The sequence below is a fragment of the Kocuria sp. APC 4018 genome (genome assembly GCF_030407675.1).
Taxonomy (GTDB): domain Bacteria; phylum Actinomycetota; class Actinomycetes; order Actinomycetales; family Micrococcaceae; genus Kocuria; species Kocuria rhizophila.
In genome coordinates this window covers 21,002-33,381 of record NZ_JASDCY010000029.1, presented here as the reverse complement: position 1 = coordinate 33,381, position 12,380 = coordinate 21,002, and the positions used below count along the sequence as shown (strand labels likewise).

Below are 12,380 nucleotides of genomic sequence, written 5' to 3'. Positions count from 1 at the left end.
GCGGGCATGGTGCACATCCTTCCAGGCCGCCCAGTGGGCAAGCCAGATCAGAGGTCACCTATCGGTGCGGCAGTCCCGGTCGCGATGGCATCTTTGGGGCGGCCTGCCGCATGCATCGTCACGGCCTGGAAGGTCGCCAGCGAGGGCGAATCAGGGAAGGTCTGCCGGGCCGTTCTGAACACGGCCAGTGACTCCTCCACGCGGCCGATGTTTCGCAAGGTCGAACCGTACTGCAGGTAGCAACGGCGTAAGAGGTCACCACTGAGACCGTGGGCGAGAGCCCGCCCGTAGAAGTTGGCCACCTTTTCTTCCTGGCCGTCCGTGTCGTAGGCACCCCCGATCTCGTACAGCACACGCGGGTTCTCCGGATGCGCTTGGTAGAGGGGTTCCAGCGCCTCGATGGTGGGTTGCATGTTGCTGCGGTCGCGCGCCGCAACGATCCGGGGCTGCCGGGATGATGGCGTGGCCCGTTCGAAGCGGTGTGACGACACAGCGACGAAACGCTTCATAGTCATAGGAAGCACGATAGAAGCTTTCAGGGCCTCGCCCAGTTGCATACCGCTGAGCGCGAGGGTGATGGAAGCCATCGATGCTGACGTTGATGGCCGGTCGCGCGCCTCGGGCCAACACCAGTGCCACCAACTCCTGCGCAAGGACCGTCTTTCCCGCTCCGTCAAATCCGTCAATGGCCACCAGCGCAGGACGATCCGGTGCAACGGCGCACAGGTGTTCGGCCAGGCACGTGAGGGTTTCATGACGACTCATGCCCTGGGTCTCCCAGCTGTGTCGGGGATGACCGACCGTCGTGCACGGAAGAGCCGTTACTCGGTCTGGATAATTTTCGTTTGCGTTATTCACATGCGTGAAGTTCCGCCCCAGAGACCACAACGTCATGATCCTCAACAGCTAGTAGAGGAGTCCCCCTCCCCGGCCGCGTGTTCGCGCTTTGGCGCGGAGTTCATCCAGTCGTACCAGCACCTCAATCTGAAGCAGGCACGGCCACCCGTGGACCACCAGACCCAAACCCAAGCACCCTATGGCCCACCAGGGATGGGCGGAGACCGTGAGAGCTGCTGCGGCCAGCAGATGGATCGCAAGCGACACGGCATGACTGACCAGTGACCCGGCGGCATCAGCCCTGAACGGATCAAGGTCGGCGAAGGACCTGATGGGGCGACGTACCTGCCGGTTCCACCCCACCCGGTCCAGCACTCGGGCCAGTGAACGTGGCCTGGTCCAGCGAATCATCGAGGACCCCAGAGCTGTTCGTCGCCACTGGTGGGCGAGCAGCCGCTGGGTGGGACGCCCGTAGAACACGCCCGCCCCAAAGGTCCCGGCGGTCACCAGCCCCACGTACCCGCCCGGCGATCGCGGCACGACGACAACGAAGCCACACGCCAGGACAAGTACGGTCACCAACGCGGCAAAAGCACTGGAAGTCTTCATTCCCGGCAATCCATTTGGCGATCTACGGTCTTCTCAGCGCAGGTCTCGATGCCTGCGCCCGGTGGACAGTACTCATCACCAGCCGCCGGTAACTTCACCCGGAAACACGGTCATCCAGTAGTCCGGCAGCACCTCGCGCAACGGCTTCCACACGACCCGCGTGGGGTTCTCGCGCCCGGCGACGCCGACCAGCACGTCGGGTCCGTGAACGGCCAGCCGCTCCCGGCACACGCCGCACGGGCTGAGGACCAGGAACCTGCCCTTCTCGTCCCGGTGTAAGCACACAGAGGCCACGATCTCCTCGTCGAGCCGGAACGCTGCGGCGTAGGGCTCGATCTCGTGGCACACCTCTACCGCCGGGTTCACCGCATCTGGCGCCGTGCCGGTGAGAACAGTCCCGTCGTCGAGCAGCATCGCGGCTGCTCCGCGCTCGTCACCCTGCGGGAAGCGGGCTTCGATGAGGGCTCGACATGCGTCGACCGTACGGTTCAGCTGTTCACCATCCATGTTCTGACTCTAGGCGGCAGACACACATCGTCCCGTCTCTCCACATCTCCGCTCAGCGGACATCCGCTCCCTGCAGGGACGGGGCGCCACGCAGGGAGCTCGGATAGGTTTTCGAATCTTTCGTTTTGCTCCATCGCTCACTACGCTGTCCCCATGTCCACAACGACAAATCACCGGCACACGGTGCTACCCCCTGCAGATCTCGAAGAAATGCTCGATCTCAGCAAGTTCCTCGACGGGCTCTCCCAGCCTGCTGCACTGCTCGGCCCTGATGGACAGACCGTGCCCCTGCCCCTCGAGGCCTTCAATGTCCTCCGCGATGTTGCGGAGTCCATGCGCGTGGGCAAGGCCATCACAGTGGCTCCGGTCGACCAGATGCTCACCACCCAGGAAGCGGCAAACTTCCTGGGCATCAGTCGCCCCACGCTCATCAAGCTGCTCGACGAGAACCAGATCCCCCACGAGTTCACGTCGGGCGGCCGCCACCGACGCATACGCCTTCAGGACATCGTGGAGTATCAAGAAGCGAAGCGCTCCCAGCGACGCGAGTCCCTGGAGCAGCTCACTGCGGAGGCATCCGCGGCAGGACTCTACGAACGCAACGCGGAGGACTACCGGATGGCCCTCGCTGAAGCACGTCGGGACCTTGAAGCCGAGAACCGGTAGTGGCGCGCTTCAGCGCGGTACTCGACGCCTGCGTCCTGGTACCCATTGCCCAGGCGGACACTCTGCTGTGTCTTGCGGGGGCCGACCTCTACCGGCCCCTCTGGAGCACGCGCATCCTGGACGAAGCGGTGCGAGCGCTGGAAAGCATCCATGCGGACATGAAAGAGTCCGGCGCGGCTCGTGCTCGAGCAGACATCATGAATGCGGCATTCGACGATCTTGACCTCGACCCCGAACGCGTCATGACGGCCCTGCGGGTTCAGGCTGCCGCAACTCGGAACCCCGCTCTCACCGTGGCTGACGTCCTGGCGAGCCTCGACAGGTGCGGTGCTCACGAATTCGCCAGGTCTGCCCGCCGCCAGTTGTGGCGCACGACGTAGCGCCCCGCTGACGGTTCGCTCCACGAACGCGGCAGGAAGGACAATCCGACGCGCTCTCAGCCACTGGACGGCGTAAGAGGGGCCCAGCGGGACGCCTGGTCACTCCCACACCGTCCAACCACTACCCCCGGAACGCCCCCGCCAGGTTCCGTGCCCCGGAGGCCAGCAGGGCGACGTCGGCGCCCACGTTCACGAAGTCCGCACCCGCGGCGAGGTAGTCCCGCGCCTGGTCCTGCGCGAACGCGTTGACACCCACGAACTTGCCCGCCGCCTGCACCGCGGTGATCACCTGCTTCACGGCGGCGACGACGTCCGGGTGGGTCTGCTGCCCGATCAGCCCCATGGAGGCAGCGAGGTCCGAGGGGCCCACGAACACGCCGTCCACCCCGTCCACCGCGGCGATCTCCTCGATGCCCGCCACGGCCGCCGCGGACTCCGCCTGCACCACCAGGGTGATGGTCTCCCGAGCACGCGGCAGGTAGCCGGGGATGCCGCCCCAGCGCCCGGAACGCGCGAGCGCGGCGCCCACGCCGCGCACGCCCGCGGACGGGTACGCCACGGACCGGGCTGCGGCCTCCGCCTCGGCCACGGAGTCCACCATGGGCACGATCAGCGACTGCACCCCGAGGTCCAGGTACTGCTTGATGACGACCTCATCGTTGGAGGGCACCCGCACCACGGAGAGGGTGGGGTAGCCGGCGATCGCGCGCAGCTGCGCCTGGATGGACTCCAGGGACAGGGGCGAGTGCTCACCGTCCACCAGGAGGTAGTCGAAGCCCGCGCTCGCGCAGATCTCCGCCGCCGTGGGGTCCCCCGAGGACAGGAAGATGCCCGTGACCGGATCCTCCGGCGTGCGCGGCAGCGCGAAGAGGTCCTTGAGGCTCGGCAGCACGCCCGGCAGGTTGGCCGCATCCTCGGCGCGGAAGGCGTGGATCAGGTCGTTCACTCGAAGCGACACGTGATGGCTCCCAACTGTCCGTAGTCCGCGTGCACGGTGTCCCCGGGGTGCACCCACATGGGCTTGGTGAAGGAGCCTGCAAGCACGATGCTCCCGGCCTCCAGCGCGTCCCCGTGCGCCGCGAGCTTGTTCGCGAGCCACGCCACGCCGTTCGCGGGGTGGTTGAGCACGGCCGCGGCCACACCCGTGTCCTCCAGGGTCTCGTTGCGGTACAGCAGCGCGGACACCCACCGCAGGTCCACGGCGTCCGGAGCCACGGGGTTGCCGCCGTAGACCATCCCGCCCAGGGCGGCGTTGTCCGAGATGGTGTCCACGATCGTGCGGCCCTCCATCTGGATCCGCGAGCTGAGGATCTCCAGCGCCGGCACCACGTACTCGGTGGCCCGCAGCACGTCGAAGATGCTCGTGTGCGGCCCGCGCAGCTCGTCCTTGAGCACGAACGCGAGTTCCACCTCGATCCGCACGTTCGAGTACTGCCCGTGCTCGATCACGGACCCGTTCTCGTGGACCTGGTCCGCGAAGATCGCCCCGTAGTCCGGTTCCGTGATCCCCGTGGCCTCCTGCATGACCTTGGAGGTGAGCCCGATCTTCCGGCCCACCAGCCGCCGCCCGGACTCCTGCGCGCGCTTGCGCCACTCGTTCTGCACCGCGTAGGAGTCCTCCACGGTCATCTCCGGGTAGCGCTGGGTGAGCCGCTCAATCATCGTGCGGTTGGCCTCCGCTGCGGCCAGTTCGTCCGCGATGGCCACCACGCGTTCGTGCTCCAGCATGTCCTTGCCTTTCGGTTGGTCCGTGCGCCGTGTCCGCAGGGGACGACGACGCCGCTGCGCCGGCTTCCCGGCGTTCCGTCACCCGGGTGCCCCGCAGGGCCGGGTGCCGCTCACCCGGGAAGGGCGCGAGCGGCGTCGTCGTCCGGTTGGCGTGAGCCGCACCCGCAGCCGCCGGGGCGGGCGGGCGCGGCTCACGCGCGGGGGAGCGGGTCAGAGCTGGTGACCCATCTTGTACTCGCCCTTCTTCCAGTCCGGCATGGACTTCTCGCCCTCGGAGGGACGCGTGTAGGAGAAGCCGTCCGCGCCGATGGTCACGGCGAGCTCGGAGTCGTCCGTGCGGGAGACGACCTCCTGCGGGTTGCCGTCCAGGTCCAGCACCAGGGAGGCCTCCGTGTACCAGGAGGGGACCACGGGGGTGCCCCACCAGTCGCGGCGCTGGTTGTCGTGGACGTCCCACGTGACCACGGGGTTGTCCGGGTCACCGGTGTAGTAGTCCTGCGTGTAGATCTCCACGCGGTGCCCGTCCGGGTCCCGCAGGTACAGGTAGAACGCGTTGGACACGCCGTGGCGGCCGGGCCCGCGCTCGATCTTGTCCGACTGGCGCAGCGCACCAAGCTTGTCGCAGATGGCCAGGATGTTGTGCTTCTCGTGGGTTGCGAAGGCCACGTGGTGCATGCGGGGCCCGTCGCCGCCGGTCATGGCGGTGTCGTGCACGGTGGGCTTGCGGCGCATCCACGCGGCGTACACCGTGCCCTGCTCGTCCTGGATGTCCTCGGTCACGCGGAAGCCCAGATCCTGCATGAACTTGGTGGCGCGGGGCACGTCCGGGGTGACCTGGTTGAAGTGGTCCAGGCGCACCAGGGCGCCCGGGGTGTAGAGGTCGTAGCGCCACGCGAGGCGCTCCACGTGCTCCACGTCGTAGAAGAACTCGTACGGGAAGCCCAGGGGATCCTCCACGCGCACCGACTCGCCGATGCCCTTGGTGAAGCCCTCCGCGCGGCGCTCCACGCGGCAGCCGAGCTCCTCGTAGAAGGCCACGGCCTTGTCCAGGTCCTCGGGGGTGCGCACGCGGTAGGAGAACGCGGCCACGGCGGCCACGGGGCCCTGGCGCAGCACCAGGTTGTGGTGGATGAACTCCTCGATCGAGCGCAGGTAGACGGTGTTCTCGTCTTCCTCCGTGACCGTGAGCCCCAGCACGTCCACGTAGAACTCGCGGGACTTCGCGAGGTCCGTGACCACGAGCTCCATGTACGCGCAGCGCAGGATGTCCGGTGCCGGGGCGCTCGGGGTCTTGATGGGGTTGTCCGTGGTGATCGGGGCTTCCTGCGAAACGTAGAAGCCCGAGGACGTCATTGTCCGATCAGCGGGATTCGTCATGGTGTGTCCTTCGTGGTGGGAGTGACAGGGTCGTGGGGTTCTGGTGGCCGTCCGCTCCGCCGCGGACCGGACGGCCCGCGGCGGAGCGGGAGCGGCGTGGGACTGGCGTGGGGGTGCTGCGTGGGCGGGGCTCAGCCGTCCGTCTTGGCGGCGGCGTCCTCCTGCTTGCCGAACACCGGGTTGTGCACCTCACCCAGGTTGATGTGCACGGCCTGCTGGTCCGTGTAGAAGTCGATCGAGCGGTAGCCGCCCTCGTGGCCCAGCCCGGAGGCCTTCACGCCGCCGAACGGGGTGCGCAGGTCGCGCACGTTGTTGGAGTTCAACCACACCATCCCCGCCTCCACGTTCTGCGCGAAGTTGTGAGCACGCTTGAGGTCGCTGGTCCAGATGTAGGCGGCCAGGCCGTACTTGGTGTTGTTGGCGAGCTCCAGGGCCTCCTCGTCCGTGTCGAACGGGGTGATGGCCACCACCGGACCGAAGATCTCCTCCTGGAAGATCCGGGCGTCCGGCTTGACGTCCACGAACACCGTGGGCGCCACGTAGTTGCCGGTCTCGAAGCCCTCGGGGCGGCCGCCACCGGCCACCAGGCGGGCCTCCTGCTTGCCGATCTCCACGTAGGACATGACCTTCTCGTAGTGCTCCGGGTGCACCAGGGCGCCCACCTCGGTGCTGGGGTCCGAGGGCAGACCCACCTTCACCCGCTTGGCCTGCGCGGCGTAGCGCTCCACGAACTCGTCGTAGATCCCGCGCTGCACCAGGATGCGCGAGCCCGCGGTGCAGCGCTCGCCGTTGAGGGAGAACACGCCGAAGATCGTGGCGTTGATCGCGGCCTCCAGGTCCGCGTCCTCGAAGACCACGGCCGGGGACTTGCCGCCCAGCTCCATGGACAGGCCCTTGAGGTACGGGGCGGCATTGCCGAAGATGATCTGGCCCGTGCGGGACTCGCCCGTGAAGGAGATCAGGGGCACGTCCGGGTGCTTGACCAGGGAGTCACCGGCGTAGCCCTCCTCGCCGAAACCGTTGACCAGGTTGAACACACCGGCGGGCACACCGGCCTCCTCGAAGATGCCCGGCCACAGGGACGCGGAGAGCGGGGTGAACTCCGCGGGCTTGAGCACCACGCAGTTGCCGGTGGCCAGGGCGGGGCCCAGCTTCCAGGACTCGAGCATGAACGGGGTGTTCCACGGGGTGATCAGACCGGCCACGCCGATGGGCTTGCGGTTCACGTAGTTCACCTGGCGCCCGGGGACCTTGTAGGCGTCGTCGATCTGGGCGACGATCAGGTCCGCGAAGAAGCGGAAGTTCTCCGCCGCGCGGCGGGCCTGGCCCAGGGCCTGGGTGATGGGCAGGCCGGAGTCGTAGGACTCCATGGCGGCCAGCTGGTCACCGCGGGACTCCACGATGTCCGCGATCCTGTGCAGGATCCGGGAGCGCTCGCGCGGGAGCATCTTGGGCCACGGGCCCTCCTCGAAGGCCTTCTTGGCGGCGGCCACGGCGGCCTCGATGTCCGCCTTCTTGCCGGAGGCGGCCGTGATGTAGGGCTCGTTGGTCACGGGGTTGAGCACGTCGAACGTGTCCCCGTCGATCGAGTCCACCCACTGCCCGCCGATGTAGTGGCGGATGGAATCGGGAAGGTTCTCGGGCTTGGTGTCCTGCAGAGCGGCCATGGGATGACTCCTCGTATCAGTGGATTCGGTGGGTTGTCTCACGCGGTGCGCCGCTGCGCCCCGCCACGGTCCTCGCGGCTGCTGAGGTAGCTGGCGAGGGTCGCGGCGCGGTGCTGGCGGACGGCACGCTCCACGGCGTCCGCCGGGGCGTGGGTCTCGATGAGGTGGAGGATGTGGTGGTGCTCGTTCACCGAGGCGCGGGCGCGCTCCGGGACGAACGAGAACGTGGAGGTCCGCAGGTGGTTGAGGCGTTCCCACTCCACCGTGACCAGGTCGTTGAGGCGTTCGTTGGGGCACCGGCACGCGAGCACGCGGTGGAACTCGTGGTTGGTCTCCGTGAACGTCTGCGGGTCGAAGTTCTTCAGGGACGCCTCCATGGAGGCGTTGAGCTCCCGCGCGTGGGCGAGGTCCCCGGCGGTGATGTGCGCCGCGGACAGCGCGGTGGCCGCGCCCTCCAGGACCGCGAGGGTCTCCATGCTGTAGGTGTACTGCTCGCCGTTGACCATGGACACCCGCGCGCCCACGTTGCGCTCGAACGTCACCAGGCCCTCGGCCTCGAGCCGCCGGATGGCCTCGCGCACCGGCACCACGGACATGCCCAGCGTCTCGGCGATGCTCGCAAGCACCAGGCGGTAGCCCGGGGAGAACGCCTGGGACATGATCTGGGCCTTGATCCAGTCGTACGCGCGCTGCGCCTTGGAGGGTGCGGCGTTCGCGGTCAGGGGCATGTGGTCCTCGGTTCGGTTCGGGGGTCTCGGAGGTCAGGCGCGGGTCACTCGGAGGGCAGCGGGTTCTCGGCCAGCCACTGCTGGAACTTCTGCTTCCACTCGCCGGTGGGCGGGAACAGCCCGTCCACCGGGTGGCCCTCGGCCACGCGCTCGGCCACCCAGGCGTCCTCGTGCTCCTTGGCCAGGGCGTCCTGCGCCACCTCCTCGGCGAGCTCGCGCGGGATCACGACGACGCCGTCGTCGTCCCCCACGACCACGTCACCCGGGAGCACCGTGACGTTGCCGCAGGCCACGGCCACGTCCGACTCCCACGGCACGTGCCGCCGGCCGAGCACGGCCGGGTTGGGGCCCTTGCAGAACACGGGCAGCCCGATCTCCTGCACCGCCGCGTAGTCCCGCACGCCGCCATCGGTGACCACGCCGGCGGCACCGTTGTGGCGGGCCCGCAGCGCGAGGACGTCCCCGAGGGTCGCGGAACCGGTCTCCCCGCGCGCCTCGATCACGATCACCTCGCCCTCGCCCACGGCGTCGAACGCGCGCTTCTGGGCGTTGTAGCCGCCGCCGTGGCTCTTGAAGAGGTCCTCGCGGTTGGGCACGAAGCGCAGGGTCTTGGCGGTGCCCACCAGCTTGGTGCCGGGGGTCTGCGGGAAGACGTCCGCGACCACCACGTTGTTCAGCCCGCGCTTGCGCAGCTGGGCGGACAGGCCCGCAGTGGGGGCCTTGTCGAGCTTCGCGCGCAGGGCGGGGCTGAGCGCGTGCTCCCGGCCCTGCTCGGGCAGTCCCGCGGCCTCACGCGAGCCCCACGCCTCCTCGCGCTGGGTGTCGTTCACGGCGGGCATCGCGCCCAGGCCCTCGTCGAAGCGCTCGCTGCCCTCGGTCACGCGGCTGAGCAGACGGCCGGACGACGGCGCTCCGGCCGCGTTCGGCGCGTCCACCTCCACCTCCACGACGTCCCCGGGCTGCGCCACCGAGGACCCGGCGGGGGTGCCGGTGAGAATCACGTCCCCCTCCTCGAGGGTCACGTGCTGGGAGAGGTCCGCCACGAACTGGGCGAGCGGGAAGATCATGTTCTCCGGGGCCGTGGTGTCCTCCTGGACCACCTGGCCGTTGAGCCACGTGCGCACGCGCAGCTGCTCCGGGGAGATTTCCCGGGCGTCGATCAGCGAGGGGCCCAGGGAGGTGTAGCCGTCCCGGCCCTTGTTGCGCAGGTTGGAGCCCTTGTCCGCGGCGCGCAGGTCGTAGAGACCCCAGTCGTTGGAGGCGGTCACGGCGGCCACGTGGCCCCAGGCGTCCTCGAGGGACACGTTCCGGGCAGGCGTGCCGATCACCAGAGCGATCTCGCCCTCGAACGCGAGCAGCTCGGTGCCGGCGGGGCGCTCCACGGCGGCACCGGAACCGGCCAGGGAGCTCGCGGGCTTGATGAAGTAGGAGGGCACGGCCGGCTTGCGGCCACGCTGGGCGGCACGGGACTCGTAGGCCACGTGCACGGCGATGATCTTGCCGGGACGCACCGGGACGGGCCGCACCTCACCGGTTCCGACGGACGGGTTCTGAGCGTTGTGCACGTTCTCGGTCACGGCGAGGGCCTCCTCGGGATCATCAGAATGTTATTCGAAATCGTATATTATCCGGGTGGGGTGGGCAAGTGGCCCCGCTCACACCATTGTGCTCGGGGGAGCTCGGAAAGTCCCGTGCGCAGCTGCTGCCGGCGCAGAGCGAGCCAGCCCGTACGCACCGCGCGCTCCGGTGATGCCAGGCGAGACGAGCTGAGACGGCATGGAACCCGGTCTGGAACTGCCCGTCCGCCGGTTGCGGGCCGTGCGGCGTCGAACCGCGGGCGCGTGACCCCTGTTACGCGGGCCACACATCGTATATGATCTGGATTACACCTCAGGTCTCCACCGGCTCCCCGTGGCGCGGGCACCGTCGCTCGCCCCGGACAGGGCCCCCGGTCCACACCATCGCAGAACGCAGGAGAAGGCATGCTCTTTCACCAGAACGGATACGTCTCCGAGGATCCCCGGATCGAGGAGGCGCGCGGTCACGGGATCGACCGCCCGGAGGACCTCCCGGACACCATGGACGTGCTCATCGTGGGCTCCGGCCCGGCCGGTGTGATCGCCGCGGCCCAGCTGTCCCAGTACCCGGAGGTGAGCACCCGGATCATCGAGCGCCGCCCGGGCCGCCTGGAGATCGGCCAGGCGGACGGCATCCAGGCCCGCAGCGTGGAGACCTTCCAGTCCTTCGGCTTCGCGCAGGAGATCATCCAGGAGGCGTTCATGCTCCGCGAGATGTGCTTCTGGAACCCGGACCCCACCAACCCGCAGAACATCGTGCGCACGGGCCGCCCCGCGGACGACCCCCACGGCGTCTCCGAGTTCCCGCACATGATCGTGAACCAGGCGCGCGTGATGGACTACTTCCTGCGCTCGGCCAAGCGCGGCCCCGGGAGGATCGAGCCGGACTACGGCATCGAGTTCGTGGGTCTGGAGATCAATCAGGACCACGAGCACCCCGTGGCCGTGACCGTGCGCTACGCCGCCGGCCCCCGCGAGGGCGAGGAGCGCACCGTGCGCGCCAAGTACGTGTTCGGCTGCGACGGCGCCGCCTCCCGCGTGCGCAAGGCCATCGGCCGCAAGCTCGAGGGTCAGGGCGCCAACCACGCGTGGGGCGTGATGGACGTGCTGGCCAACACCGACTTCCCGGACATCCGCACCAAGTGCGCGATCAACTCCGTGAACGGCTCCATCCTGCTGATCCCCCGCGAGGGCGGCCTGCTGTTCCGCATGTACGTGGACCTGGGCGAGGTGCCCGAGGACGACAACCACGAGATCCGCAAGACCCCGGTGGAGGAGGTCATCCGCCGGGCGAACCAGATCATCCACCCCTACACCGTGGACGTGAAGTCCGTGGCGTGGTCCTCCGTGTACGAGGTGGGCCACCGCCTCACGGACCACTTCGACGACGTCGACACCGAGGACCGCGGCACCCGCTGCCCCCGCGTGTTCATCGCCGGGGACGCGTGCCACACCCACTCCGCGAAGGCCGGCCAGGGCATGAACGTGTCCATGCAGGACGGCTGGAACCTGGGCTGGAAGCTCGGCGCGGTGCTCTCCGGCCGCGCGGACGCCTCCCTCCTGGACACCTATTCCGAGGAGCGGCAGGTGATCGCCAAGAACCTGATCGACTTCGACCGCGAGTGGTCCACGCTCATGGCCACCCCGCAGGACAAGCTCCCGGACCCCAAGTACCTGGAGGAGTTCTACGTCAAGACGGCCGAGTTCCCGGCCGGGTTCATGACCGAGTACCAGCCCTCGCTGATCGTGGCCGGCACCGAGCACCAGGACCTCGCCAAGGGCTTCCCGGTGGGCAAGCGCTTCAAGTCCGCCGAGGTCCAGCGCGTGTGCGACGCCGTGGTGGTGCACCAGGGCCACGAGGCCACCGCGGACGGGCGCTGGCGGATCCACGTCTACGCCGACGCCGCCGTGGCCGGGGCGGACTCCCCCACCACCGCGTTCGCGGAGTGGCTGCACAACGACCCCACCTCCCCGCTCGTGGCGTTCCGCCGCGAGGGCGACGGCGAGGCCACCATCTTCGACGTGGACGTCACCTACCAGCAACCCTACGACCAGGTGGACATCAACGCCGTCCCCCGCGCCTTCAAGCCGAAGGTGGGCCCGTTCGAGCTGAACTACTGGGAGCGCGTGTACGCCGCGATCCCCGGCAACGACATCTTCGAGCAGCGCACCATCAGCCGTGACGGCGCCGTGGTGGTGGTCCGCCCGGACCACTACGTGGCCGCAGTCCTGCCGCTGGACGCCACCGCTGAGCTGGGCGAGTTCTTCGCCGGGTTCCTGCGCAGGGGGTGACCCGCAGGGCCC

The 12,380-nt window shown here is 68.7% G+C and carries 12 protein-coding genes; 3 read left to right on the top strand and 9 right to left on the bottom strand.

Going from position 1 to position 12,380, the window contains the following annotated elements; translation table 11 throughout:
• Window positions 1-47: 47 nt before the first annotated feature.
• The 3 genes from QL985_RS07070 to QL985_RS07060 all read right to left on the bottom strand — a co-directional run bounded on the left by QL985_RS07070 (window position 48) and on the right by QL985_RS07060 (window position 1,953).
• Window positions 48-587, bottom strand: coding sequence for a tetratricopeptide repeat protein (locus QL985_RS07070; protein WP_290147691.1), 540 nt, complete (start codon window positions 585-587; stop codon window positions 48-50).
• 319 nt (window positions 588-906) lie between these two features.
• Window positions 907-1,446: a hypothetical protein gene (locus QL985_RS07065; protein ID WP_259905844.1), complete on the bottom strand. Its 540-nt coding sequence runs from the start codon at window positions 1,444-1,446 to the stop codon at window positions 907-909.
• A gap of 75 nt (window positions 1,447-1,521) precedes the next feature.
• The gene (locus QL985_RS07060) at window positions 1,522-1,953 is read right to left on the bottom strand and encodes a cytidine deaminase (protein ID WP_259905846.1); all 432 of its coding nucleotides are present in this window, start codon (window positions 1,951-1,953) and stop codon (window positions 1,522-1,524) included.
• Between the two features lie 153 nt (window positions 1,954-2,106).
• Here QL985_RS07060 and QL985_RS07055 point away from each other — a divergent pair, with 153 nt between their 5' ends.
• Window positions 2,107-2,619 (top strand): helix-turn-helix domain-containing protein, encoded by a 513-nt coding sequence (locus tag QL985_RS07055; RefSeq protein ID WP_290147690.1) that lies wholly within the window; start codon window positions 2,107-2,109, stop codon window positions 2,617-2,619.
• Window positions 2,619-2,999 carry a hypothetical protein gene (locus QL985_RS07050; protein ID WP_259905849.1) on the top strand — a complete coding sequence of 127 codons (381 nt, stop codon included), beginning with the start codon at window positions 2,619-2,621 and terminating at the stop codon, window positions 2,997-2,999. The genes QL985_RS07055 and QL985_RS07050 overlap by 1 nt, the downstream gene beginning before the upstream one ends.
• 121 nt (window positions 3,000-3,120) lie before the next feature.
• On the opposite strand, the gene QL985_RS07045 is transcribed toward QL985_RS07050, so the two are convergent.
• The 6 genes from QL985_RS07045 to QL985_RS07020 form a co-directional block, all read right to left on the bottom strand.
• Complete coding sequence (locus QL985_RS07045) at window positions 3,121-3,891, bottom strand: HpcH/HpaI aldolase/citrate lyase family protein (RefSeq protein ID WP_290147692.1); 771 nt, start codon at window positions 3,889-3,891, stop codon at window positions 3,121-3,123.
• Window positions 3,892-3,941: 50 nt separating this feature from the next.
• Window positions 3,942-4,727, bottom strand: a complete 786-nt coding sequence (gene hpaH, locus QL985_RS07040; protein WP_259905853.1) for a 2-oxo-hept-4-ene-1,7-dioate hydratase — start codon at window positions 4,725-4,727, stop codon at window positions 3,942-3,944.
• A gap of 210 nt (window positions 4,728-4,937) precedes the next feature.
• Window positions 4,938-6,104, bottom strand: coding sequence for a 3,4-dihydroxyphenylacetate 2,3-dioxygenase (hpaD, locus tag QL985_RS07035; RefSeq protein WP_101888116.1), 1,167 nt, complete (start codon window positions 6,102-6,104; stop codon window positions 4,938-4,940).
• A 131-nt stretch (window positions 6,105-6,235) separates the two neighbouring features.
• On the bottom strand, window positions 6,236-7,771 hold the full coding sequence (gene hpaE, locus QL985_RS07030; RefSeq protein ID WP_101888117.1) for a 5-carboxymethyl-2-hydroxymuconate semialdehyde dehydrogenase: 1,536 nt from the start codon (window positions 7,769-7,771) through the stop codon (window positions 6,236-6,238).
• 38 nt (window positions 7,772-7,809) lie between these two features.
• Window positions 7,810-8,499: a GntR family transcriptional regulator gene (locus QL985_RS07025; RefSeq protein WP_101888118.1), complete on the bottom strand. Its 690-nt coding sequence runs from the start codon at window positions 8,497-8,499 to the stop codon at window positions 7,810-7,812.
• A gap of 44 nt (window positions 8,500-8,543) precedes the next feature.
• Window positions 8,544-10,076: a fumarylacetoacetate hydrolase family protein gene (locus tag QL985_RS07020; protein ID WP_047978837.1), complete on the bottom strand. Its 1,533-nt coding sequence runs from the start codon at window positions 10,074-10,076 to the stop codon at window positions 8,544-8,546.
• A 405-nt stretch (window positions 10,077-10,481) separates the two neighbouring features.
• On the opposite strand from QL985_RS07020, the gene QL985_RS07015 reads away from it, so the two are divergent.
• On the top strand, window positions 10,482-12,368 hold the full coding sequence (locus QL985_RS07015; protein WP_144802543.1) for an FAD-binding monooxygenase: 1,887 nt from the start codon (window positions 10,482-10,484) through the stop codon (window positions 12,366-12,368).
• The last annotated feature ends 12 nt before the right edge of the window (window positions 12,369-12,380 follow it).